Below are 22,944 nucleotides of genomic sequence, written 5' to 3'. Positions count from 1 at the left end.
TGTTCTTGGCTGAGAAGAACCTTAAACTTAAATCCTCTCTAAATAAAAATTCATAAATCAAATTATGCCCCTCCAAATGAGTATGAGGGTTTCAAATCAACTTTCCTCTGTCTCTTCAGGAGAGGCAGGCAGCGATTCTCTCTTGCCAACAGGTGCATTCAGCATCTTCGAGGCCAAAGGAGCATTTCCACGATAGATTGGTGGAATCCAAGTCCAGGCCGTATCTGTTCGAGGGTCCAGCTCGGGAAGATAAGCCCATAGCCTCTGTGGCATAAACTGCTGTCGAAGATCATAGCCTCGCTGCATTTTTGTCCTATGAGGCAATGTCACCGCATCATAAAAGCCTTTCCAGAGTGCACGGACATAGGGTTCGTCTTGAGCCAATAATGCGGTTTGAGAGGCTAGTAGCTCTGCCTCAAGGGGATCAAGCTTCATGATTCCCAAATGATGGTCTCCATAGAGAGCAGCAGATCCATGAACTGGATCCAATAGGCAGAATCTCTCTTCACCCATCCTTCGCTTGAAATAGCCTGCGGCCAGAGGCACCACGTCTGCCTTTGGCCGGAATTGGGCAAAAAACGAACCATCTGCTAGCCGTGAGAACCTCACAAACTGACGAAGATGTTCTGCCTCTGAAGAGGTGCTTGTGGCCAACGCCTCTGCCTCGGCGATCAGAGGGTCTGCCCCATGGGTTCCAATCTTTTTTCCAAAAGTAAAGCCACATCGCACATAACGATGCAAGATTTCTGGCATAGAAGGATTTTGTACCTGGGCTGCTATATAGGTCACCATGGTCTTTGGATCGCGCACATATTGTGGCATCCCTTTGGCTCCAAAAGTGGCCCTGATGAATCCTTCAAACACGTACGTCGCCAAAGTCGCATCACAAGGCGCAGAGAGATAGACCTCATCCAGTCTAGCTTGTCCGGTTGTAGGGACGATAAGGCGAGCGCATTCCTCAGGAACACGGGCTAGATAGAGCGCTCCCACTGCTGTAAGCATCCCTTCTGCAGAAGGGATGCAGCCTAGACAAAGACGCTGCCCTTGAATAGCGAGCTTTTGAAGTGAGCCCACAAATTTGCAGGTTTCCGACTCGAGGGTATTCAGGATCTCAGAAGAGCGAGAGCTGGCCTTGGAGGTTTCGTTGAGTGCGGTTATAGGAAGAGGCAGCGGCATCTTGAATCACCAACTCTCTTATTTGTTCTGGATGAGCAGGGCTTTGTGGATCGCGTTGCCCGCCACAGGTGAGAAAATGGCACGCCCTGCGCATGGTGAGTTTGAGCCTTTTCAAATCATCAAAGGTAAGCTGATGGCTTTTACGAGCGCGCAATATCTTCCTAACGCCGACAGGCCCTATGCCCGGAACTCTCAGAAGGTCGCCTTTTGAGGCAGTATTCACCTCTATGGGGAACTGCTCCATGTGGGTCAGTGCCCAAGCCAACTTTGGATCGACTTCCAAATCCAAAAAAGGTGCTTCTGGGCTCACCAGCTCGTCAGCATCAAAGCCATAAAAACGCATGAGCCAATCTGCTTGGTATAGCCGGTGCTCTCTACGAAGGGGAACCGGAGTTTCTGGATGGGGGAGGCGCGAATCCTCGATTACCGGCATATAGGCCGAGAAAAACACTCTTTTCAACCCGTATGTTTTATAGAGGGAGCTTGAGAGCTTCAATATGTGATTGTCGTCTTCCGGAGAGGCCCCCACGATTAATTGCGTCGCCTGCCCTGCGGGAGCAAAGGCAGACGAAGCACTCGTACTTCTAAACAACTGCGGTCTTTGCCCAGTTCTTTCAGGGAGCTGATGGTGGCTGTTCTCGGCTGGAAGAGGAGGCTTTACGGTAGACAGGTAAGATCCTGCACCGCTGTTGCCTTTCCCTCCCGCGCCCAATAGTTTTTCTTGCTGAAGAGTGTCATGGATCTGGCGCATGGGTTTGAGGATATCCGCCCCCTGCTTTTGAGGGCAGAGCGTATGAAGAGAGGCGGAGCTGGGAAGCTCGATGTTGACAGAGATCCTGTCTGCCAATCTTCCCAAGCGGTCAATGAGCTCCGGAGCCACCCCGGGGATTGCCTTTGCGTGTATGTATCCGTTAAATCGGTAATCTTCTCTTAGTAGACGGAGCGTTTCTATCATGCGCTCACAGGTGGCATTTGGCTCGCCAAGCACTCCTGAGCTTAAAAAAAGACCCTCTATATAGTTGCGTTTGTAAAAATCTATGGTGAGCGCCGCTAATTCTTTTGGCTCGAAAGTGGCTCGCAGACCTCCTGCACTACGCCTATTGACGCAATAGGCGCAGTCATAGGTGCATGCATTAGACATGAGGACTTTTAGCAGTGTAATGCAGCGACCATCAGGGGTGAAACTGTGGCAACATCCGCTGCTGCTCGCCATGCCTAGCATGCCTTTTCGAGGGGCCCTATCCGCACCTGAAGATGTGCAGGCTGCATCATACTTGGCGGCATCTGCCAGTATTGAGAGTTTAGACAGGGTATCCATAGGTCTCTTCCCATTGAATGAGAACGTCCGTTCTACTATACCAGATGAAGAACGGGTGTTCGCTTACAATTTGAAGGACTTGCTCTCGAGTGCCCTAAGTTAGAAAGGCCCAAAAATGGGCTCATGGACCAGGCAGAGATCCTCGCCATTGGCAAAATCTTTCAGGGCTGAGCAAAACGCCAGCTCATCACCAGTGCAAAATACCAAAGTGAGCTGCACTTCATCAGTAAAGAGGGATCCTTCTATCTTGCCATGGGCGTCCTCGGCCATCCTGCGCACTTTGTCATAGGCGCTGTAAGGGATGCATGTCACTACCTTGGTAATAGATCGCATGTCCACAAGATCGCCGTCTGTTTGAGCTGCTTCTACAGCAAGTTTTGCTGCTCCGGAATAAGCTCTGATAAGTCCTCCTGGCCCCAGCAGTGTACCGCCAAAATAGCGGGTGACAATGCAGCACACATCGCGCAATCCGGCGCCTTCCAGCACTTCTAATACAGGCATCCCTGCGGTTCGCTGGGGCTCCCCGTCATCGCTGGCGCGCTTTTCTCCAGACGCTAGAATCCATGCGCATACATGATGACGGGCATCATAGTGCTCTTTTCTTACTTCCTCTAAAAATGATGAGGCATCTTGCTCGGAAGAGATGGCTTTAAGTTGGGCGATAAAGCGGCTCTTCCTATCTACCAACTCGGCGGTAGCACAGCTGTCGGGGGCTATCGTGGTGTAACTATCCATAAAGGTCCTCTTCGTGAGAATGAATTCCATGGAAGTCCTGAGGCATATCCAGGGTCAATGCTATACTTCATTGCGCGAAGTGGGCCAGATGATCGCGGGGTTATTCCCTGAGGAAAGTCCGGGCTCCCTAGGGCAGGATGCCGGCTAACGGCCGGGCGGAGCAATCCGACGGAAAGTGCCGCAGAAAAGAAGACTCCCGCTGCCTCTTTTGAGGTGAGAGAAAAGCTGAAACGGTGGTGTAAGAGACCACCAGCATCCCGGCAACGGGGTGGCTGGGTAAACCCCATCTGGAGCAAGAGCAAATAGGTGCGCTATGGGCTGGCCCGGCTCGCGCACGGGTTGCTCGCGAGAGAAGGATCGTGGCAACACGGCCTCGAGATAAATGATCATCCTCGACAGAACCCGGCTTATAGGCCCACTTCGCATCTTTGGCGTTTTGCTTTCTAGCAGTTAAACCCCATAAGCTTGGAGACCTCGCATTTAAGAGGCTCTATTGCGCCATTGAAATGAAATGCGTGCCAACCTGCTGCTCGAGCGCCTTGGCAATTGAGTTCCAGGTCGTCTACAAACAGACAGTCATCAGCATCCACGTCAAATCGTTGGCAAAAACGGGTGAATATACGAGGATCCGGCTTCATAAGAAGCTCCTCAGCAGAGATCAAAATCCCATCGGTGCAAGAACTTAAGGGAATCCTTGGTTCAAGCTCTTCTCTAAAGCGATTGCTCACGTTTGAGAGGATGTAGACGCCAAAGCCTGCCTCATGCAGTTGGCGACCAAGCTCATTGGTCTCGGAGATGACTGCTTGCATCTCAGGATAGGTGCGCCAAGCAACCTCACAGGCCCTATGAAGGCGCTCTGGCAGCTTAGAGAGGGCAGACTCGAGCACCCATTGATCAGAGGGGGTGCCCGAGTCCCCCAAGGACCAGGCATGATTCATAAAGAGGGCTTCAAAGATCAGGTCCGCATCCTCTTGCGAGTCGCTCACCTGAGATGCATAGGAGAAGGGATTCCAATCCAAAAGCACACCACCCATATCAAATACGATATTATGCACGCTCATAGAAACCCTTTCCCCCATTAGTGTTTTGTGCAATCCAGCTGACAAGCGACCTCGAGAGTATTGGATTGAATTATTTAGCCAGGGAACCCATTGGATCCCAAGGAGCCAATACAATGGGCTCGCAGGTGTCGTAGACGGTACGCTCTTCGTCAGTGAGATAGGCCTTGTCTATGACTATCTGATAGACGTATTGGTCAAACCAATCGTCGGTGATCGTGTCGAAGCCGTTGCGGCCATGATCCTTGCCCCAGGAATTCTCCACCTTCCAAATCTCCGGATCGCCATGAGCATCAAGACGCACGCCTTCCAATACCATGGCGTGAGTCATGACGCTCTCTCCATAGTCAAGGCGCTCTTCTCGGTTGAGGCAGCCCTCCACCGCAAAGCCAAAGAGCTCGTCTACCTGCAGGGCCTCGCAACTCATCATGCCTTCGTCACGCAGGTAGCTCTGGGCGACGTCACAGCCAAACCATACAGGGCGGCCGTCTTTGAGCTGAGCCACTGCCAGCTCCTTCAGGCGTTTCATAGGCAGGTTGAGATAGCGCACACCTCCGTCTTCGATGACGTTGCCAAGCCTGGAAACCGTGAAGGTGTGCATGAGGGGCTTATCGGCAGTTTCTGCATTGATGCAAGAGACGAGAGTGTCCACGTCCATCTGCACTACCTGGGCAAAGAAGCTTTGAGGAGTGTAGGTGCCTGAAAGCACGAGCTCGTTGTCTTTGGAGCGCAAGCGTACGTCGAACTCTTTGGGAGGCTCGCCAAGGCAGGTTTCCAAGAGGCTCCAAACGTCGCACATCATGGTTTGGCGAAGCTCGTTGAGCTCATTGGGCGTGGCGCCTTCAGAGACAGCCCTGCGAAGGCGCAAGGCGCATCCGCGTAGGTAGCGGGTGAGATAGGAGTCCATCTCAGAGGTGTTGCGCGAGCAGGCGGTCTCGGGCATGGCTTCCTTGGGTACAACGCCGTACTTCTTGACCAAGGAACGGAACATATCCCATTGGCCGCCGTCGCCGATGGGATCGGTGAGTAGAAAAGCCACCAGACGCCCGTCTAGAGGCTCTGAAGCCGTATCGATGATGTTATTTAAAAACCAGTTGGATTTTTCCAGCTTGTCAAAGAAAAGGGGATAGGCTTGGGAAAGCTCGAAGGTCTTGAGGTCCAAGCGTTCAATAATGCGCTGGCGCATGGTATTGAGGCTGGCAAACATCCAGCAACGGCCAGAACGTTGCTGGTCGCAGCGGTCGCCCTGAACCAGATCGATATCGAAAGCCATAGCGTTGGCACCAACGCCCTCGGGCACACGCGCAGCAGCCCTCACTCCCACCGAGCTCACGGCATTTTTCGCCACGATATTGGCTCGTTCCTTAGAAAAGCGCTCCTGAGCGCGCTCGCAAAGCTCGCCAGTAACCGATGTATCCATTGCTCCTCCTGCGACTGTTTAGGTGTAGCGACTGTCTCTAGAGTACCATCACCACCTGGACCGTCTTTGCGTTTTGAGGGACAGCGCGGCGGGTCACGTGCATCCCACAGAGTCGAACGAAACCTTCAAAGCACGCTTCTCAGAAGCGTGTAGGATAGAATTTCTAGTTGTCTGCCAATGCGTTGGTAATGCTGCAGACACCCTCATCGAACACTCTCGCTCCCAGCTGTCTGTCCAGCCACAGGAAGGGAAGCCATGGTCCCAGGTCCTCCTCTTAGCCTTGTCGAGCCGCCGGCTCATCTGGAGCTTGTGGCTCAAGGGGCCGCTGGTGATAACGCTGCCGAGAAACCCGCCCATCTCTTTACCCTCCATCATAAATATTTGCCGCAGGTCCTACAGGCCTATCAGGAAGCTGAGCGCACGCTCGCAGCGCTGCCTCAGCCTGTCGCAGGGCTCAAGGTAATCCAGGCGCTGGAAGAAGCAGGTTACAGCGCATGGATCGTTGGCGGATGGGTGCGAGACGGGCTTTTGGGCAGGCCTGGTCATGATGTGGATGTGGCAAGCTCAGCCCCTTGGCAAGAGGCGGCATCCCTCTTGCGGGATCGCGGCCTCGTTGTAATTCCCACAGGATCGGCTCATGGCACCATTACTGTCCTGGTAGACGGCATGCCAGTCGAGGTGACTACCTATCGAAGGGAGGGGGCCTATCTAGATGGCCGCCACCCCTCCCAAGTATCCTATGTCTCATCTATCGAGCAGGATCTCGCGAGACGGGATTTCACCATCAATGCCATGGCCTACCATCCCAATCGCGGCTTGCTGGATCTCTTTGGGGGCCTCGACGACCTCGCGCTGCGGCGAATTCGTGCCGTGGGAAATCCTCAAAAGCGCATGGAAGAAGATGCGTTGCGAGTCCTTCGAGCCGTACGGTTTGCTGCTCGCTATGGGTTTGCCATCGATCCTGCTACCCAGGCGGCGGTGAATCGAGGAGCCCAACGGCTCTACCTGGTGAGCCGCGAGCGCGTAGGACAAGAGATGCGCGGCATTGTTGCCTCTGGCAGGGCTGGCTGGGCACTTCGGGAGCAGAAAGACGCGCTTTTCTCGGCAATCCCCGAGCTCGGACCCATGGCTGGATTTCCTCAGCAGACGCCTTACCACTCTTATGACGTGCTCGACCATGTGGCGCGTGTCTGCGATTTCACCTCTGTGTTTTGCGGCGGCATCCTAAGCGAGCGCTTGGGATGGGCATCGCTTTTGCACGACATCGCCAAGCCAGAATGTCTTACCTTTGATACCCGTGGCCAAGCGCATTTCTATGGCCATCCCGCCCATGGCCGCGATATTGCACAAACGGTGCTGCGCCGATTGGCCATTCCCAAAGACGTGACGATCCCTGCACTGGCGCTTATCCGCCTGCATGATAGGCCTGTAAAGCCGCAGAGGGCTTCGGTGCTCTCGATCCTTTCAGATTTGGATCACTATGCCCCAGGACAGGCTCCGTGGCTTGTTCATGAGTTGATGATCATCAAACGCGCCGACGCCATGGCAAAAGCTCCTGCTTATAGATCTTATGCTATCGAAGTTGATGAGCTTGAGTCACTGGCTGCAACGCTCCTTGCTGCAGGTGCGCCCTATCGTATTTCTGATTTGCCTATCTCTGGAAATGACATCATCCGCGAGCTGGCGCTGACTCCAGGGCCTTCGGTGGGCTTGCTTTTGCAACGGCTTCTTAAGGAGGTGCAGTCGGGTTTTTTGCCTGCCGAGAAAAGCGCCCTGTTGGCTCGGCTCTACTCCCTTAATGGTTGCCATAATTAAGATGCACTCTTGATAACATATCTTTCACGAGGGTATATAACCGTTCGCCAATTATTTTCTGCACTCCACCGATTTGTATTTGAGGAGTAGAATGGGCCACGCAGGACTAGTTTGGCGCATATTCGTCACGCATTAAATCAGAGCGAGGATTTGCCAATGGGTCATCATGCCTATACGCTTCAAGAGCAACAACGTCTTGATCGCAATCGCGAAGCCATGATCTCTTTGGTGCGAGGCGATGGCAGACCCCAGCGCTTGGGCAATGAGCGCACTTTAGGCATCGAGCTTGAGCGCCTCATCTTGGATCCTGTCTCAGGACAGCGCGTTCCTTTTGAAGGGCCTTTGAGCATCAGCACGCTCCTGGCGCGCTGGGAGCGCTTTTTCGCGCCGGAATGCGCCCTCATTATCGACAACACCCTCTTTGGCTACGAAGGAATCGTCACGGTTGAGAACAAAGAGGTGGGCATCTCCATCACTTTGGAACCAGGCGCCCAACTCGAGGTGGCCGTGGGCCCCTCCAATTCGGTGAGCGATCTTTTGGGTGCCATTCTGGCCTTTGACGAGCAGTATGCCCAGCTCTGCCAAGATCTGGGGGTCGAATGGCAGCTGGTGGCCCTGGGGACCGATCCCTTTACCATCGATCCTCGCGAAGTGGCTCTGATCCCTAAAGAGCGCTATCGCCTCATGGATAAAACCCTTTCTCATACCGGGCGTTATGCGCGGGATATGATGCGTTGCTCGGCCTCTACTCAGATCTCTTTAGACTGCTCTGACGAGCAGAATATGGTTGCCGAATACAGGCTTGCCGTAGCCCTGGGCCCGCTGTTAGCCTTCCTGTGCGACAACGTGATTTCTTGGCGAGGCCTCAGTGTGGGCGACACTCCTCGCATGGTGCGCGCCCGCATTTGGGACCACATGGATCCTGCGCGCTGCGGCATCGTTCCCGGCACTTTTGACGAGGGCTTTGGGGCAGAAGCCTACGTGCAATGGCTTATGGGTGTCTGCCCTATCCTTTTCACCGACGACTCCGGTCTCACCATCCCCACTTGTTCTGCTACCGAAGCCGACATCATGGCCATGCGCGAGCTTTCTCAAGGCGAGCTCTTCCATCTGCTTTCCATGGTCTTTCCCACGGTACGCCTCAAGGGCTTCCTCGAGATTCGCACGCCAGACTCCATGCCTCCTCAGCTCGCGGCAGCCCTTGCCGCCTTCATCAAAGGCATCTTCTACAATGACAACGCATTCGCCAAGGCCAGCGAGCTCTTCCGTGACGTTACCGCGAAAAATGTCATGGATGCCCAGACAGAGCTCGAGGAGCATGGCTGGGATGCCAAGCTCTACGGCCTCCCTTGCACCACACTGGTGATGCGCTTGGTGCAGCTGGCAGAAAACGGCCTTCAAGATCAGGAAGAGCGCAACATCTTCCATGCCATCTCGAGCCTCTGGCTCTCCCATATGGTCCCCAAAGACCTTTACAAAGAGCAGTTTGTCATCTAGAGCTCTTGGGCGGTCTCGATCTTTTTTAGCCTTGCCGAGAATAACTCCCTCAAAGAAAGGGGAGTGTTTCTCGGCCAGAGGACGACGGGAAAACTAACCGCGAATCATTAGACTTTGCCAATCAATTGCATAATGATTTTTACTCCCTTGAATCTGGGCATGAGTCCCCATATTCTTGAGTTGGTGCAAACCAGAGGAGAGGGGTTTTAATGGTCAAGAGATCGAGGACGACTCGTTGGAAAACGCTGTTGACCTTGGCTTTAGTGATACTGTTTGCTTTTAGCGACCTGACTACGCCAGCTATAGCGCTCAATGCTTTGGTGCAGGCAGGCCCAGGCGAGCCCGCCACCGCCAATCCTGCTGCTCCTGATCCAAATCCAGAAAACCCGGGATCGCAAGATCCTAAAGACCCCGTAGACCCTCAAGATCCCGACGATAAAAAGGATCCCATCCCTGCGACGGTTGAACACCTCACAGCCCAGGTAACCCTCAAGAACCATGGGCTCACCCAAGGGCAATTCAGCTTTGTGCTCAAAGATGACAAGGGTCAAACTGTGGCTTCGGGCACAAACGATGCCTCGGGCAAGGTAGTGCTCAGCAGCTTTGAGATTGCTCAAGCAGGCACCTATACCTATGAGCTTTCCCAAACCGGCAAGGCTGCTTCTGGCTATACCCTTGATACTCAAAAGTTCACCGTAGTGCTCACCGTCTCCCTCTCAGAAGACAAGGCCTCCCTGGTTGCCAAGGTCACTTCTCCCTCTACGCCCATGACCTTTGCCAATAGCTATCTCGCTCCCAATCGTGGCTGGCAGGGGAGTGGCTCCTCGCGCACTTTCGTGCAAGACGATGGCTCCCTTATAAAAAGCTGCGTGGCGAAGATCGGTGACAACCATTACCTCTTCGATGGCTCTGGCAAGCTTGAGGCCAATGGATGGAAGACATTCCAAAACCGTCGCTACCATGCCACCGCTCAAGGAGAGCTTACCTCCGGCTGGTTCTTGGACGACTCCTGGTACTACCTTGACCCTGCCGAGAATTGCGCCATGGCTACTGGGTGGAAAGTGGTAGACGGCGTCCATTACTACCTGGACATGTCAGGCCGCATGCTATCTGGCGGCTGGAAGTGGCTGGAAGGATCCTGGTATTACCTTCATGGCTCTGGAGCCGCTGCTACCGGCTGGCTTTTAAACGGCTCCTGGTACTACTTGGACCCTGCTTCTGCCGCCATGCGCACAGGCTGGCAAAAGATCGACAATGCCTGGTACTGCTTGGACGGCTCGGGAGCCATGCGTGCCAACGGTTGGATGAGGCTGGGGAATACCTGGTATTACCTCTATGCCTCGGGGGCCATGGCCTCAGGTTGGCAATGGGTGGGAGGGGCCTGGTACTATCTGGGCGGCCCCGACGACGGCGCCATGAAGACAGGGTGGAACAAGGTACGTGGCACCTGGTATTACCTTACGGGTTCAGGAGCGATGGCTACGGGCTGGCGCTGGATAGGCAATGCTTGGTATTACTTGAACGGCTCCGGCTCCATGCTCTCTGGCTGGCAGTGGATAGGGGGCGCCTGGTACTACCTTGGAGGCGCCAACGATGGAGCCATGCGCGCCAACTGCTGGATAGACAATACTTACTGGGTAGGGCCATCTGGAGCTATGTCTGCCAACAGCTGGGTTGATGGAGGCCGCTACTATGTGGATGGCGCCGGTCGTTGGGTGCCCGGAGCGATGCCTACCACGGTGCAAGGGACTATGAGCCTTTGGGCCCAAGGCTATAGCAGCGCAACTCCCTGGCTTGCCATGGTCGACACTTCCGCTAACCGCGTGGGCATCTATCAGGGCTCTCAGGGACACTGGAACCAAGTGCGCTTTATGACCTGCAGCGCCGGCTCTCATTACACTCCCACTGTCAAAGGACAGTTTACCGTGGGCAATAAAGGTTATTCCTTTGGTGAGAATAAGGGTTATAGCTGTTATTACTGGACCCAGTTCTACGATGGGTACCTCTTCCACTCGATTCTCTACAATCCCGGTACCCGCGTAGTGCAAGATGGGCGCCTGGGCCAAAACTTAAGCCATGGCTGTGTACGCCTCTCCATCGACGATGCCTATTGGGTGCAGCAAACGCTCCCTCGCGGCAGCAAGGTGGTTGTCTATTAGGAGTCAGAGCATTAAATCTTAGGTTGGATATACAGGACACTGCCTGCAGCTATATCCAATACATGATCCCAAAAAACAGGGCTGTCTCATAAAGGGCGGTCCTGTTTTACGTTACTATAGAAATGATTGCTTATAAGAACGAAAAGTTATTGTTGGAGGCCGCTCAGGATGACACGTAGAAGTCACCCAACTCCCATCAGCACACTTGCGATCTGCATGATTGTGGCAAGTCTTGTGATGGCGCCGGAGCCAATAGCATTGGCTGCAGGCCCTGATAAACCGTTAATAGATTCCGCTTCCTCATCGCAGGATGCTCAGCAGAGTTCCACCGTGTCGCAGGAGCCCTCCCCAGACTCCAGTGCTGAGGGTCAAGACCCCGATGCTCCGGTCAAACCCAGCGAGCCTACAAACCCTGATGAAGAGCAGGAGGATCCTGAAGAGCCCCAGCCTCCCGCCTACGACCCCATCTCCTACGAGGTGCCTGTCTCGGTTACTGTCAACAATGGAGGAACGCTACAAGAAGCAGATGTCACAGCCAAGCTCATAGATCAGGGCATCTGTGTAGGAGAGGCGGCCAATTCCACAGAGGGGACCATCGCGCTTCCTGCGCTCACCTTTGATGCCCCGGGGACTTATAGCTACAAGTTGGAGCTCACGGCTAAAGACCGGCCAGGACTCTCACTGGCAAAACCCAGCCTCACCTTGGATGTGACGGTGAAAGACGAGGACGGCGCCCTTCAAGTAGTCTCGCTCAGCTGCGACGGTTCGCCTGTGAGTGCTGTGAGGATTGACTGTGAGTGGAACGAGCCTGCAGGCACCTGGTCTTTAGATAGTCAGGGATGGCATTACACCACCTACGATGGCACGCGGGTAGCAAATGCCACGCGTGTCATCGATGGCAGGGCCTATCGGTTTAATGCTCAAGGCACCATGGTTACCGGTTGGTTTTTGGATGGTGCTGTGTGGCGCTACTATGGAGGCCAGGGTGCGGCTCACGATGGGGCTATGCGCAAGCATGGCTGGCTCTGGGACGGCGCCTGGTATTGGCTTGACGACAACGGCGCCATGGCTACCGGGTGGCACACTGTCGATGGCGCCCATTACTATATGGACGGCTCTGGCCATATGCTTTCCAGCGGCTGGAAGTGGCTGGGAGGATCCTGGTATTACCTTCATGGCTCCGGAGCCGCTGCTACCGGCTGGCTTTTAAACGGCTCCTGGTACTACTTGGACCCTGCTTCTGCCGCCATGCGCACAGGCTGGCAAAAGATCGACAATGCCTGGTACTGCTTGGACGGCTCGGGAGCCATGCGTGCCAACGGTTGGATGAGGCTGGGGAATACCTGGTATTACCTCTATGCCTCGGGGGCCATGGCCTCAGGTTGGCAATGGGTGGGAGGGGCCTGGTACTATCTGGGCGGCCCCGACGACGGCGCCATGAAGACAGGGTGGTTTCAAGACGGCGACTATTGGTATTACTGCGATGGCTCGGGAGCCATGGCCCACAACGAATGGATTGGCTCCTGGTGGGTCAATGGGTCGGGCGCCTGGGATCCCAGCCTTCCTGCATCGGGAAAGACAGGTTGGCAAAACCCTTCCAACTACTATCAGGTGTCTTCCTATGGGGTGCGGTTTCCGGGGGCAGGCCATGGCTATTATGTCACCGTGCCTACCATTAGGGCAGATGCCACTCGAGAGCAATGCATCAGCGCGTTCTTGGCGCGGGCTCGCAACTACCTAGGCACCCCCTACAGGTGGAATTACTCTGACGCTCCCGGAGTAGGGGTGGACTGCATTGGCTTGGTTTACCAGTGCGCCTATGCAACTGGCATGGATCTGGGAGAATTCAATCCTTATAACCATTGGATCACTGGACCTCATGGGTGGCACAGCCACGACGCCAATAACTTCTGGTCTTACGGCAAGATCCAAAAGATCGCCTTCGAGTCCCGAGCCCCGGGCGACCTTATCTTCTGGCCGGGCCATGTTGCTATCTATATTGGAAACGACCAGGTGATCGAAGCCGTTCCTGGACGCGTGCGCCAAGCTTCCATTCGAGCCTCAGGCGCCAATTATCTGGGAGTGGGCCGCCTTTACGTCTAAGGCTTTAGACTCTAGGTGAAATACGGGGTTTTGATTCCCCTCAAAGAGGCCTTCGTAACAGGAGGCCTCTTTCGCTAGACTGCTGGATAATCCTCGCCATCCAAGGAGCTCGTTTGTGACCAGTGGTTTCTTCGACATCTACAAATGCCACTCGCAGCAGCCGCTCTTTGGCCAGCTGCACCCAGCCTTGAGAGCACTCTTGGCCCTCACGCCGCTCTTGATCACTTTGGGATGCTTCTCTGTGGTGATGCTTGCCATGTCCTTGCTGCTTGCCCTGGGCTTTATCGGTTTTGTCCGCGGGCCTGCCGCTTGCCTGCGCACGCTCAGGCAAGCTGCGCCGCTCCTGATCGTCATTATGGTGCTCAATCCGCTTATTTCTCCTTCGGGCACCCATGCGCTCCTCACTCTGGGGCCCTTCGCCATCTATGGTGAAAGCCTTATGTGGGGAATCCTCATGGGTCTCATGTTTGCAGCCTCACTGGCTTGGCTGGAGGTCTTTGGACTCATCCTTCCCGCCGATGGTCTTTGCGATCTTTTGGGTTCGACGACCCCCACACTGGCGCTGATGGTCTCTATGGCAATGCGCCTGGTGCCCGATCTCTTTGTGCAGGCTCAAGGCGCCAAGGCTGTTAGAGAAGCCTGCACGGCCTCGCGACCCCCAAACGCTCAAAATGCTCCCGGCTCCACCCTTGTCGAGAAACCCGTGCCCCCAAAGGTTGTGCGCCCCAGATTGATCAGCGCAAAACTGAGTTGGGCTGCCTGCATCTCTACCGCACTGTTGGGCTGGACTCTAGCAGACTCGCTCTCTCGCGCTTCTTCCATGGAAGCTCGTGGGTGGGGAGTGGGCCCTAGAAGCCATTATCGCCAATGGCGTTGGACCCTATCCCAAAAGATGCAGTTCGCGATGCTTCTCATGGCAGACGGGTTCATGCTCAGCTCCTCCTTCTACTACCAGGCAGGTTGGGCAAGCGCTCTCGCACCCCAGGCACTTTTAGGGGGAATCCTTCCTGGCCCCGTCAACCTTTTGTCGCTGGTGCTTTTGGGAATGCCCCTGGCTGTCTTTGGCTATCTGACCTTTCAAGAGAGGAGGATGCCATGAGCCTCAGTCCCATAATTCTATCCTGGGATTCGGTGAGCTTTAGCTATCCAGCCCTGGATGCAGCCTCTCCTGTCATCGATGTTCTTCATGACGTGAGACTCCAAGTGCCTCAAGGAGCCTTCTGCCTTCTCACTGGGGCTACAGGCTCGGGCAAATCCACTCTCTTGCGCTTAGCAAAACCCCAGTTGGCACCCAAAGGCAATCTCAGGGGAACGGTGTCCTTCCAAGGCACTCCGGTATCCCGGCTCTCAAAAGAGGTATCAGCCAGATCGCTAGGATTTGTGGACCAGGATCCTTCGGCTCAAATCGTGGCCGACACCGTCATTGGCGAACTCGCGTTTGGCCTTGAAAACCTCGATGTGCCCCAGGATGCAATGAAGCGCTCTATCGCTGAGACCTGCGCCTTTTTGGGTCTCGACCCCTGGTTGCATCGCCCCTGTGCAGAATTATCCGGTGGCCAACGCCAACTGGTAGCCCTCGCCGCAGTCTGCGCCCTCAGGCCATCGGTGCTCCTGCTTGACGAGCCCACCTCGCAACTAGACCCTGTGGCTGAGGGGTCTTTTCTCGGCAGTTTATACCGGCTTAACCAGCAGCTAGGCATCACGATAGTGGTGGCTTCTCACCGAGCTTCTGCCATCGCCCCTTATGCGTCCATGGCTGTGCGTCTCTCTCACGGGCGCCTGGAGGCTCAAGAGCTATCTTCCTTGGCCTCTCCCGCTCCTCTTTGCCGAGAAACGCCGTTGCCTCAGCTGGGAGTAACGGTGGTGGAGGCTCATGATCTTTGGATGCGCTACACCAAGCGCGACCCCTGGGTGTTAAGGCAGTGCGACCTCACCTTGTCCGCCAAAGAGATGCGCGCATTGGTGGGAGGCAATGGGTCTGGCAAATCCAGCCTGCTAAAAACACTGGCGGGCATCACCAGAGCCAGTCGGGGCACTCTTCACAACCAGGTAGCACAAAGCGTTGCCTACCTGCCGCAGGATCCTATGGAGCTTTTGATCTCAGAGACTGTGGGAGAAGAGCTGATGGAGTGGGCGACCTCTGTAGGTTATAGAGAGCATGATGCGCGCGCCATGGCTAAAAGGCTTGGGCTTTTAAAGGCATGGGAACAAGACCCCCCTTCGCTTTCTGGAGGCCAGCTTCAACTGCTCGCTCTAGGCAAGCTGCTCTTACTTAAGCCCTTGCTTCTTTTGTTGGATGAACCGGTCAAAGGGCTGGACAGCTCGCTCAAATCCCTGGTGGCAAATCTTTTGTGCGAGGCGGCGCAGGAGGGGAGCGCTATCCTTTATGCCACCCATGACTTGGACTTCGCGCGGGTAGCCAGCCATGCTACCTCTCTCATGTTTGATGGAGGCATTTGCACTACGCAAGAGACAGGCGCATATTTCCAGGACTCGCTTTTGGGGTAGCGTCATAGAGCGAAGCAGGTCTTGTGCGAGATCATTGGATATGAAGGCGATCGAAAGGTTGCCACTCGCTCAGGCGTGGCTTTTGAGCTGGGCCTGGCTATGGGTCTTCTCTACCAGACGCGTGATGATAGGCACCACGATAGTGGTAAGGGCAGCAGCGAATACCAACACAGAAGCAATGTGGGCAGTCATGTCGCCGGCTTCCTGGGCCACTGAGGTCATGGCCACCACGGTGGACATGGCAGTGCAGCTATAGATGGCAATATTGAAGCGCCGCCAGGGATTCATGGAGCGGGTCTCGGGGGCGAGGCTTAAGGTCACAAAGACGGGCAACCCGCGCACCAGCAAAAGCAAGAGAATGAACCCGGCTACGACGAGAGGCTCAGATCCGCCTTCGAAGACATCGACATTGCAACCGGATAGCACAAAGGCCACTGGCACAAAGAAGCCGTAGGCCACAATCTTTACCTGGCCTATGACTGGAGAGTCGTCAGGTGTGAGCTGACGCAGGATGAAGCCGGCAGCAAAGCCTGCCACAATCATATCGGCACCTAAAATGACGCCTAGGGCCACCAGACCTACAAGAATAGCGATCACCAGTCGAAGCATCATCTGGTTGGAATCTGCGCCCTTATGCACAAAGACATCCAGCTTGCTATGGGCATGTTCCTCATGGAGCACCAGGCGCTTGCCCACCAATGCCACCACCACGAAGAAGGCCATGATCCCAAGCTCCACCAAAGGAGATCTCTCTTCCAAAAGCAGCGCAACGGCAACCACTGGCAGAAGCTCTCCTGTGGCGCCATAGGATTCTGTGACTTTGCCCATAGGAGTATCAAGTTCATGACGGGCAGACAATATGCTCTCGACCTTGGAGAATGCGGTGGAGGTAAGGGAAATGGCAAAGGCTATGAGGGCTTTGGCAGAAAACTCCAAGGGCAACAGCCAAGCCACTAGAAGACCCAATCCAAAGGAAGACAGCCAGGCCAGCATGGCATGGCGCCCGGTGGAGCCCACCACGCGAGAAGGCTCGAGATTGTAGCCGCCCATAAGAAAGATGAAAGCCAACCCTAGCTGACGCAGCAATGGCAAACCTGGGGCAGCCGGATCAATGAGACCTGCGCCGTGGGGACCTAAGAGAGATCCTAGAATAAGGATGAACGCTCCCGCTTGTATCCAATTGCCGGGAATAAGGGATGATAAAAACGGCCCCACGAAGGTGGCCACACATACAATGGCTAATGAGAATAGAGCGGCTGCCACAGGTTGCCCCCAATGTGAGAGTCAGGGCATCTTCTTATCAGATGCCCTTTGGAGTTTTTAGCTATCTACCCAGAAGGACCTGCTATGCAAAAGTTGGAACCCTGCGCACTGGCTGCAGTGCCTTGCGTATTGGTGCTAGGGCTTTGGTTTCAAGGCCCCTGGGCGCTCTTGTCGGCAGTGGTGGTGTTTGCAGCCTTAGGGATAATGCTTGCAGGATGGGAGACCTCCACTCCCGCGTTGCGTCAGTTTCTTCCTGCGGTGAGCCTCGCTGCCCTCGGGGCGGTGGGCAGAATGCTGTTTGCTGCCGTCCCCGATGTGAAGCCTTTATCGGCTATCGTTATTTTGACGGGCGCCTCTCTAGGCTCGCGCAGCGGCTTTTTATGCGGAGCTCTGGCGGCTTTGGTATCCAATCTCTTTTTTGGACAGGGATCCTGGACGCCTTGGCAGATGTATGCCTGGGGACTCATGGGCTACATGGCAGGGATATGGGCTAAGCATGGATGGCTTAGAACGCAAAATCAAGCCGCAGCATTTGGTTTTGTAGCGGCTCTAGGCTTTGGCCTTATTATGAACGGCTATACATTGGTAGGCTTTGTCAGGCCCTTGAGTTGGGCCAGTATCATGGCCACCTGTGCAGCCTCTCTCGCATTTGATCTGGTACACGGCGTTGCCACTGCGGCATTTCTGTGGTTGCTCTGGGATAGCTGGGGGCGTGTGCTCAAGCGTTTCAAGCAACGCTACGGCCTCTTGGAATAGGAGATCTCAAAGAGGGCGTCAGGCCATGCAATCATGCACAAGCGCCCTTCCCTTCATGGAGAGCCGTTCTTCTGTGAGATAGGGGGTAGTGCGATGGAGACACCGTGGTATCATTGCGGGGTTATGGATCTGTGCGTCTTTAGGATCTGTTGGCTGGCCTCAAGGCTTTTGCTTTTGGGTAGGTAGAGTCCAGAGTTTACTCTGAGCGCGCCTTTAGCTGGCAGCATCAGCGCCAAGACACCAACCGCAGCGCTCAGGTGAGCGCCAGTACCAAATCGAAGGAGCATGCATGTCCGGACACTCTAAGTGGGCCACTACCAAGCACAAGAAAGCGGCCATCGACGCCAAGCGTTCCACTTTGTTCTCTAAGCTCTCCCGCAACATCACCGTTGCGGCAAAACTGGGCGGCGATCCAAACCCGGACAACAACGCTTCTTTGGCTGCAGCCGTTGCTCGCGCCCGCATGGTTTCCATGCCCAACGCCAAGATCAAGGCCGCTATTGACAAGGCCTTTGGCGCCGGCGCAGATGCTGCCGTCTACGAGAACGTCACCTATGAGGGCTACGGCCCTGCTGGCGTCGCCGTCTATGTGGAATGCCTCACCGACAACCGCAATCGCACCGCCGCAGACGTGCGCTCTGCCTTCTCTCACTCTGGCGGCAACCTGGGCACTTCTGGCTCGGTGGCCTTCCAGTTCGAGCGCAAGGGTTCCATCGCTGTAGACAAGATCATCAAGTCTGATGACAAGAAGGTCGAGGACCGCCCCAACGCTACCGATGAGGACGAGTTCATGATGGCCGTGGCAGAGGCCGGCGGCGAGGACTACGAGGATGCCGGCGATCAGTGGATCGTCTACACCGCTTACGACAACATGCAAAACGTCCAGGCTGGCCTTGAGGCTCAGGGCATTGAGGTCAAGGGCTCGGAGCTCACCATGGTTCCCACCACCCCCAGCCAGGTCTCCGTGGCAGATGCCAAGAAGGTCCAGCGCCTGGTAGACCGTTTGGAGGAGTTGGAAGACGTGCAGAACGTCTACAATACCATGGAGATGACAGACGAGATCGCCGCTGCTCTGGATGAGGAGTAATCCTTAGGTTCTCAAAAGTTGCATTTTTGCCCGGTTTTCCAAGACGTCTGGTGGCGTTTTTGGAAACCGGGTTTCTTTTTGCACAGGATCAGCGCCTGAGTGGTCGGGAGCGTTTACAGTGAAGAGGCATCTATTGCACGTGCCGCTGGGCACACCCATAGATGAATGTCGAAGGGATGAAGTCCATGAATGGGTTCAAGCGCTTCTGCCTCATAGTCTTTTCGCTGCTAGGCTTGCTAGTGGTTGGTCTTGGCCTTGTCTGGTGGCTCGGCCCTTGGACAGCCCAGATCTCTGCCTTGTTCGCCCTTGACTGGTTCGTCTTCCTCACAGAAGCCTTCATCGTCATAGGGCTCGTGGGATTCATCTGTCTCTTTGTGGCTGGGGTGCGCGCCAAAAAACCCAAAGACATCGAAGTCATCAATGAAGATGGCGACCGCGTTTCCATCGCGCGCTCTGCGGTGGCGTCCCAAGCCACCTATCTGGCCGAGGCTGACGGCCTATGCCTGGTTACCAAGGTGGTGGTAGATACTCGCCATCGCGATCAGGTGGATGTAGCCCTTTGGATCCAGCCCTACCACTCTCTCGATGTCCAGGCCGAAGCTCAGGCCCTCCAAGAATCATTGCGCCGGGGACTCACCATTCTCATTGGCGACCGTTTGGGATCGTTGACTCTGCGCTTTTTGGAGCCTCGCCAAACTGCCGACATCACTCCCGGCAACGCCGTGTCCCCTCAAAAGAATGGCAGCTTCAAGCCCACCGCCGCCCACAAGGCCGATCGTGCCCTGCGTCATGATACCGGCCAAGTTGCCGAGAAACCCGTACCTTACGGAATCGAAGCCTCGAAGGATGCTCAAAGCTCTACAGGCTTGTCACCAGAAGAAGCAGTCTCTCCAGAATCCGAAGCTTCTACCAGCAGCTCTTCTGAGGTTACCATCGTGCATCCTCAGGCTATATCTAAGGAGGTGCACTAGCATGGCCAAAAAGCCTCCTGTAACCGTCGAAGTCGATGTGGAGTCTGCCGATGGCGAGTCCACTCAAAAAGCCTCAACTACTGAGGCAGGAGCTTCTCGGCAGGAAAAAGGCTCCCAGCCTGCCGACGCAGTCACAAACTTCAAGGCGCAAGGAGCCCATGCACGCATACTGGCCGCCAAAACGCGATCCACTGCTGCCAGTTGGGTAGAGGGATTGGCGCCCGGCCATTCCAATGCGGTGATCTTTGGCGTGCTTGGAGTGGTGGTGGCTCTGCTTATCTTTTGGGTCGGTTTCTTCCAGGCGCTTTTTGTAGCGCTTATGGCCACTGCCGGGGTAGCCTTTGGTCAATGGCTGGACGGCGACCCGCGCATCATCAATGCCGTCAAGCATCTACTTGCCCCTTCTAACGATTACCGCTAAAGCGCGAGCTTTAAGGAGACATCATGAACGACGCTTCTACCACCTCAACCTCTGAGGCTCAAGAATCTTCATTGGTGCAGCTGCCTGTGAGCGCCATGGCCCAAACCACAGACGATGACGTCATCGAAGACGTCGAGGATGCAGACTCCGAGGACTCCCTCACTTTCTCCAACGGCGTCATCGAGAAGATCGTGGCCATCGCCTGCCGCGACGTCCCCGGTGTGGTAGGCATGAAGGGCGGCTTTTTCAAGCGCGTTCAAGAGACGCTCACCGGCGCAGATCTCACCAAGGGCGTCACAGTAGAGGTTATGCAGGACAACTCCGTGCGCGTGAACATCTCCATCCTCATGGCCTACGGCGCCTACGCGCCTCAGGTCTTCGAAGATGTGAAGAAGGCTGTGGTGCGCGAGCTTTCCTCCATGACCGGCCTTGAGGTCTCCGGCGTGAACCTGCGCATCGAAGACGTTATCGCGGCCGGCGAGCTGGACGACGACGAGCGTGAGGCCAATTAGCATGACATTGCGCGCTTCCTTTGCCTTAGGCGCTGGAAAACTGACGCGCTGGGGCCTTGTCTCAGTGCTTCACCGAAACGCCTCTCAGCTGCCAGGCCGCATCGCCTTGGCCATCGATCCTGCGCTCTTGAGCGAGCTGGCTTCTCATGTAGAGGGCTCCATCGTGGTCTGCGGCACCAACGGCAAAACCACTACCAATAACGTGCTCGCCTCGGCCATAGAAGCCTCTGGTCAGACAGTGATGTGCAACCGCGCTGGAGCCAACATGGCACCAGGCGTCACCGCAGCCCTCATGACCAAGCTCTCGGCCAATTGGGCTGTCATCGAGGCAGACGAGCTCTCCACCATCAAGATCTTGCCGGCCCTAAAACCCCGCTATCTCATCTTGCTCAATCTCTTTCGCGACCAGCTGGACCGCGCAGGCGAGATAGACCGCGTGCAAGACACCATTGCCCACGCGCTGGACGCCTCTCCCGCGACCACGCTGGTAGTCTGTGGCGACGACCCGCTTTCCATGGGCGTGGCGCTGCGTCTTACCCAAGGCAATCCCGTCATCTCCTTTGGCATCGACGAGGCTCTGGGCCTTCCCCCCGACCGTGTGCCCGAGGCTCGCTTTTGCCAAGTCTGCGGAGCAGAGCTCGACTATGTCTTCCGCCACTACGCCCAGCTGGGAAACTTTGCATGCCCCAATGGAGACTTCGCTCGCCCTGAGCTCGACTGGCGTGCCACCCACGTCAAGGTGGAGCGCACAGGAGTCTCCTTTGACGTGACAGGTCCGCGCACCCCTGCTGCCGAGAAACCCGCAGCCTCTCCGCTTGAAACACCCCAGTGGCCTGTGCACCTTAAGGCGTCCTTTGGCGGCGTCTACATGGTCTACAACCTGCTGGCCGCCTTCATTGGGGCCACGCTGGCCGGGGTGACCCCAGAACAGTTCCAAGACACCCTGGATCACTACCATCCGGAGAACGGGCGCTTGCAGCGCTTTGATGTGGACGGTAGAGAAGTGGTGCTCAACTTAGCCAAAAACCCTACTGGCTTTAACCAGAACATCTCCCTCATGCTTGCCGACGATCGGCCCAAAGCCGCCTTCTTTGTGGTGAACGACGACTACAACGACGGCAAAGATATCTCTTGGATCTGGGATGTGGACTTCGAGCGCCTCTCCCAGGAAGACGACCTCACACTGGCAGTGGGTGGACATCGCTCCAACGACCTGCAGGTACGTATGAAGTATGCCGGCATGGACGCGCCGCTCTGCGCAAGCGTCAAGGATGCCTTGGATCACATAACATCCCTTCCCAAAGACCGTCCTCTGTATGTGCTTACCAACTATTCTGCCCTGTGGCCTGCCAAGGCAGAGCTTGAAAAGATTGGGGAGAGCCATGAGCGGTAAGTCTGTGCGCATTGCCCATCTCTATCCCGAGCTCCTAAACCTCTATGGCGACAGCGGCAATATCATCACGCTTGCCAAACGCTTGGAGTGGCGCGGCCTCACCCCAGAGATCGCCGAGGTCTCCATCGACGATACCCCCAGCTTCAAAGAGGTGGACCTGGTCTTTATCGGCGGCGGCTCCGACCGCGAGCAGCGCATTGTGTGTGACAAGCTGCTGGCCCAAAAAGCCGAGCTGGCAGCCTACGTAGCCGATGGAGGAGTGCTGCTTGCCGTATGTGGTGGCTATCAACTCTTAGGCCACTCCTACCTCATGGGCGACGAGAAGGTAGAAGGCTTGGGGTTGGTAGACCTCTATACCGATCGCGGCAACCCTCGCCTCATCGGCAACATTGCCATCGAGAGCGATCTTTCCCCTCAGCCCATCGTGGGCTATGAGAACCATGGGGGCCGGACCCACTTGGGCGCAGGTCTTCGTCCCTTGGGCAAAGTGCTCTTTGGACATGGCAACGACGGCATCACAGGCTATGAGGGCTGCTGGCAAGACAACGTAGTGGGCACCTATATCCATGGGCCCCTGCTGCCCAAGAACCCGGGTGTGGCAGACGCGCTTTTGTCGGCAGCGCTAGAGCGTCGCTACGGCGACGGCGCCCTGGAACCTTTGGATGACTCGGTGGAGCTGGCGGCCAACCAGGTGATGGTGGATCGCCTGCTTTCCGGCGAAGAGAAAGAATAGTCGCACTACTGATTCACAC

At 55.7% G+C, this 22,944-nt stretch carries 19 protein-coding genes and 1 other RNA gene; 14 read left to right on the top strand and 6 right to left on the bottom strand.

Going from position 1 to position 22,944, the window contains the following annotated elements:
- Nucleotides 1-96: 96 nt before the first annotated feature.
- The 3 genes from OR601_RS04260 to OR601_RS04250 all read right to left on the bottom strand — a co-directional run bounded on the left by OR601_RS04260 (nucleotide 97) and on the right by OR601_RS04250 (nucleotide 3,229).
- On the bottom strand, nucleotides 97-1,176 hold the full coding sequence (locus OR601_RS04260; RefSeq protein ID WP_136012736.1) for a TIGR03915 family putative DNA repair protein: 1,080 nt from the start codon (nucleotides 1,174-1,176) through the stop codon (nucleotides 97-99).
- Nucleotides 1,112-2,494, bottom strand: coding sequence for a putative DNA modification/repair radical SAM protein (locus OR601_RS04255; RefSeq protein WP_265592329.1), 1,383 nt, complete (start codon nucleotides 2,492-2,494; stop codon nucleotides 1,112-1,114). Before OR601_RS04255 ends, OR601_RS04260 begins: the two co-directional genes overlap by 65 nt.
- Nucleotides 2,495-2,593: 99 nt before the next feature.
- Nucleotides 2,594-3,229, bottom strand: a complete 636-nt coding sequence (locus OR601_RS04250) for an IMPACT family protein (RefSeq protein WP_265592328.1) — start codon at nucleotides 3,227-3,229, stop codon at nucleotides 2,594-2,596.
- A 76-nt stretch (nucleotides 3,230-3,305) separates the two neighbouring features.
- Between OR601_RS04250 and rnpB the strand changes: the two genes are divergently transcribed.
- An RNA gene (gene rnpB, locus OR601_RS04245) (RNase P RNA component class A) lies at nucleotides 3,306-3,655 on the top strand.
- 17 nt (nucleotides 3,656-3,672) lie between these two features.
- Here the strand turns inward: rnpB and OR601_RS04240 are convergent.
- Together OR601_RS04240 and OR601_RS04235 are read right to left on the bottom strand one after the other, a co-directional pair.
- On the bottom strand, nucleotides 3,673-4,290 hold the full coding sequence (locus OR601_RS04240) for an HAD family hydrolase (RefSeq protein WP_265592327.1): 618 nt from the start codon (nucleotides 4,288-4,290) through the stop codon (nucleotides 3,673-3,675).
- Nucleotides 4,291-4,360: 70 nt separating this feature from the next.
- Nucleotides 4,361-5,707 (bottom strand): C1 family peptidase, encoded by a 1,347-nt coding sequence (locus tag OR601_RS04235; RefSeq protein ID WP_265592326.1) that lies wholly within the window; start codon nucleotides 5,705-5,707, stop codon nucleotides 4,361-4,363.
- Nucleotides 5,708-5,962: 255 nt separating this feature from the next.
- Between OR601_RS04235 and OR601_RS04230 the strand changes: the two genes are divergently transcribed.
- The 6 genes from OR601_RS04230 to OR601_RS04205 all read left to right on the top strand — a co-directional run bounded on the left by OR601_RS04230 (nucleotide 5,963) and on the right by OR601_RS04205 (nucleotide 15,789).
- The gene (locus OR601_RS04230) at nucleotides 5,963-7,522 is read left to right on the top strand and encodes a CCA tRNA nucleotidyltransferase (RefSeq protein ID WP_265592325.1); all 1,560 of its coding nucleotides are present in this window, start codon (nucleotides 5,963-5,965) and stop codon (nucleotides 7,520-7,522) included.
- A gap of 156 nt (nucleotides 7,523-7,678) precedes the next feature.
- Entirely contained in the window at nucleotides 7,679-9,019 is a 1,341-nt protein-coding gene (locus OR601_RS04225; RefSeq protein ID WP_265592324.1) for a glutamate-cysteine ligase family protein, read from the top strand.
- A gap of 209 nt (nucleotides 9,020-9,228) precedes the next feature.
- Entirely contained in the window at nucleotides 9,229-11,178 is a 1,950-nt protein-coding gene (locus tag OR601_RS04220; protein ID WP_265592323.1) for a L,D-transpeptidase family protein, read from the top strand.
- A gap of 330 nt (nucleotides 11,179-11,508) precedes the next feature.
- Nucleotides 11,509-13,281 (top strand): NlpC/P60 family protein, encoded by a 1,773-nt coding sequence (locus OR601_RS04215; protein ID WP_265592322.1) that lies wholly within the window; start codon nucleotides 11,509-11,511, stop codon nucleotides 13,279-13,281.
- Between the two features lie 115 nt (nucleotides 13,282-13,396).
- Nucleotides 13,397-14,380, top strand: a complete 984-nt coding sequence (locus tag OR601_RS04210) for an energy-coupling factor transporter transmembrane component T (protein WP_265592321.1) — start codon at nucleotides 13,397-13,399, stop codon at nucleotides 14,378-14,380.
- Nucleotides 14,377-15,789, top strand: a complete 1,413-nt coding sequence (locus OR601_RS04205; protein WP_265592320.1) for an ABC transporter ATP-binding protein — start codon at nucleotides 14,377-14,379, stop codon at nucleotides 15,787-15,789. Before OR601_RS04210 ends, OR601_RS04205 begins: the two co-directional genes overlap by 4 nt.
- A gap of 69 nt (nucleotides 15,790-15,858) precedes the next feature.
- Here the strand turns inward: OR601_RS04205 and OR601_RS04200 are convergent, their stop codons facing one another.
- Nucleotides 15,859-17,052 carry a cation:proton antiporter gene (locus tag OR601_RS04200; protein WP_265592319.1) on the bottom strand — a complete coding sequence of 398 codons (1,194 nt, stop codon included), beginning with the start codon at nucleotides 17,050-17,052 and terminating at the stop codon, nucleotides 15,859-15,861.
- An 84-nt stretch (nucleotides 17,053-17,136) separates the two neighbouring features.
- On the opposite strand from OR601_RS04200, the gene OR601_RS04195 reads away from it, so the two are divergent.
- From OR601_RS04195 to OR601_RS04165, 7 genes are all read left to right on the top strand, one after another.
- Nucleotides 17,137-17,808, top strand: a complete 672-nt coding sequence (locus tag OR601_RS04195; RefSeq protein ID WP_265592318.1) for an ECF transporter S component — start codon at nucleotides 17,137-17,139, stop codon at nucleotides 17,806-17,808.
- A gap of 289 nt (nucleotides 17,809-18,097) precedes the next feature.
- The gene (locus OR601_RS04190; RefSeq protein WP_136012772.1) at nucleotides 18,098-18,895 is read left to right on the top strand and encodes a YebC/PmpR family DNA-binding transcriptional regulator; all 798 of its coding nucleotides are present in this window, start codon (nucleotides 18,098-18,100) and stop codon (nucleotides 18,893-18,895) included.
- 185 nt (nucleotides 18,896-19,080) lie between these two features.
- On the top strand, nucleotides 19,081-19,866 hold the full coding sequence (locus OR601_RS04185) for an Asp23/Gls24 family envelope stress response protein (protein ID WP_265592317.1): 786 nt from the start codon (nucleotides 19,081-19,083) through the stop codon (nucleotides 19,864-19,866).
- Between the two features lies 1 nt (nucleotide 19,867).
- Complete coding sequence (locus tag OR601_RS04180) at nucleotides 19,868-20,287, top strand: DUF2273 domain-containing protein (RefSeq protein WP_265592316.1); 420 nt, start codon at nucleotides 19,868-19,870, stop codon at nucleotides 20,285-20,287.
- A 23-nt stretch (nucleotides 20,288-20,310) separates the two neighbouring features.
- Nucleotides 20,311-20,799 carry an Asp23/Gls24 family envelope stress response protein gene (locus OR601_RS04175; protein ID WP_265592315.1) on the top strand — a complete coding sequence of 163 codons (489 nt, stop codon included), beginning with the start codon at nucleotides 20,311-20,313 and terminating at the stop codon, nucleotides 20,797-20,799.
- 1 nt (nucleotide 20,800) lies between these two features.
- On the top strand, nucleotides 20,801-22,192 hold the full coding sequence (locus tag OR601_RS04170) for a MurT ligase domain-containing protein (RefSeq protein WP_265592314.1): 1,392 nt from the start codon (nucleotides 20,801-20,803) through the stop codon (nucleotides 22,190-22,192).
- On the top strand, nucleotides 22,182-22,925 hold the full coding sequence (locus OR601_RS04165) for a type 1 glutamine amidotransferase (RefSeq protein ID WP_265592313.1): 744 nt from the start codon (nucleotides 22,182-22,184) through the stop codon (nucleotides 22,923-22,925). The genes OR601_RS04170 and OR601_RS04165 overlap by 11 nt, the downstream gene beginning before the upstream one ends.
- Nucleotides 22,926-22,944 lie beyond the last annotated feature (19 nt).

This window comes from Leptogranulimonas caecicola (genome assembly GCF_023168405.1).
Taxonomy (GTDB): Bacteria; Actinomycetota; Coriobacteriia; order Coriobacteriales; family Atopobiaceae; genus Leptogranulimonas; species Leptogranulimonas caecicola.
Note: the sequence above shows the minus strand (reverse complement) of the source record. Positions and strands in the feature narration are given on the sequence as shown.

What these genes read in the sequence shown, in the direction of transcription:
- OR601_RS04260 (WP_136012736.1), bottom strand. Translation starts at nt 1,176, where the DNA reads ATGCCGCTGCCTCTTCCTATAACCGCACTCAACGAAACCTCCAAGGCC.
- OR601_RS04255 (WP_265592329.1), bottom strand. Translation starts at nt 2,494, where the DNA reads ATGGATACCCTGTCTAAACTCTCAATACTGGCAGATGCCGCCAAGTAT.
- OR601_RS04250 (WP_265592328.1), bottom strand. Translation starts at nt 3,229, where the DNA reads ATGGATAGTTACACCACGATAGCCCCCGACAGCTGTGCTACCGCCGAG.
- OR601_RS04240 (WP_265592327.1), bottom strand. Translation starts at nt 4,290, where the DNA reads ATGAGCGTGCATAATATCGTATTTGATATGGGTGGTGTGCTTTTGGAT.
- OR601_RS04235 (WP_265592326.1), bottom strand. Translation starts at nt 5,707, where the DNA reads ATGGATACATCGGTTACTGGCGAGCTTTGCGAGCGCGCTCAGGAGCGC.
- OR601_RS04230 (WP_265592325.1), top strand. Translation starts at nt 5,963, where the DNA reads ATGGTCCCAGGTCCTCCTCTTAGCCTTGTCGAGCCGCCGGCTCATCTG.
- OR601_RS04225 (WP_265592324.1), top strand. Translation starts at nt 7,679, where the DNA reads ATGGGTCATCATGCCTATACGCTTCAAGAGCAACAACGTCTTGATCGC.
- OR601_RS04220 (WP_265592323.1), top strand. Translation starts at nt 9,229, where the DNA reads ATGGTCAAGAGATCGAGGACGACTCGTTGGAAAACGCTGTTGACCTTG.
- OR601_RS04205 (WP_265592320.1), top strand. Translation starts at nt 14,377, where the DNA reads ATGAGCCTCAGTCCCATAATTCTATCCTGGGATTCGGTGAGCTTTAGC.
- OR601_RS04195 (WP_265592318.1), top strand. Translation starts at nt 17,137, where the DNA reads ATGCAAAAGTTGGAACCCTGCGCACTGGCTGCAGTGCCTTGCGTATTG.
- OR601_RS04190 (WP_136012772.1), top strand. Translation starts at nt 18,098, where the DNA reads ATGTCCGGACACTCTAAGTGGGCCACTACCAAGCACAAGAAAGCGGCC.
- OR601_RS04185 (WP_265592317.1), top strand. Translation starts at nt 19,081, where the DNA reads ATGAATGGGTTCAAGCGCTTCTGCCTCATAGTCTTTTCGCTGCTAGGC.
- OR601_RS04180 (WP_265592316.1), top strand. Translation starts at nt 19,868, where the DNA reads ATGGCCAAAAAGCCTCCTGTAACCGTCGAAGTCGATGTGGAGTCTGCC.
- OR601_RS04175 (WP_265592315.1), top strand. Translation starts at nt 20,311, where the DNA reads ATGAACGACGCTTCTACCACCTCAACCTCTGAGGCTCAAGAATCTTCA.
- OR601_RS04170 (WP_265592314.1), top strand. Translation starts at nt 20,801, where the DNA reads ATGACATTGCGCGCTTCCTTTGCCTTAGGCGCTGGAAAACTGACGCGC.
- OR601_RS04165 (WP_265592313.1), top strand. Translation starts at nt 22,182, where the DNA reads ATGAGCGGTAAGTCTGTGCGCATTGCCCATCTCTATCCCGAGCTCCTA.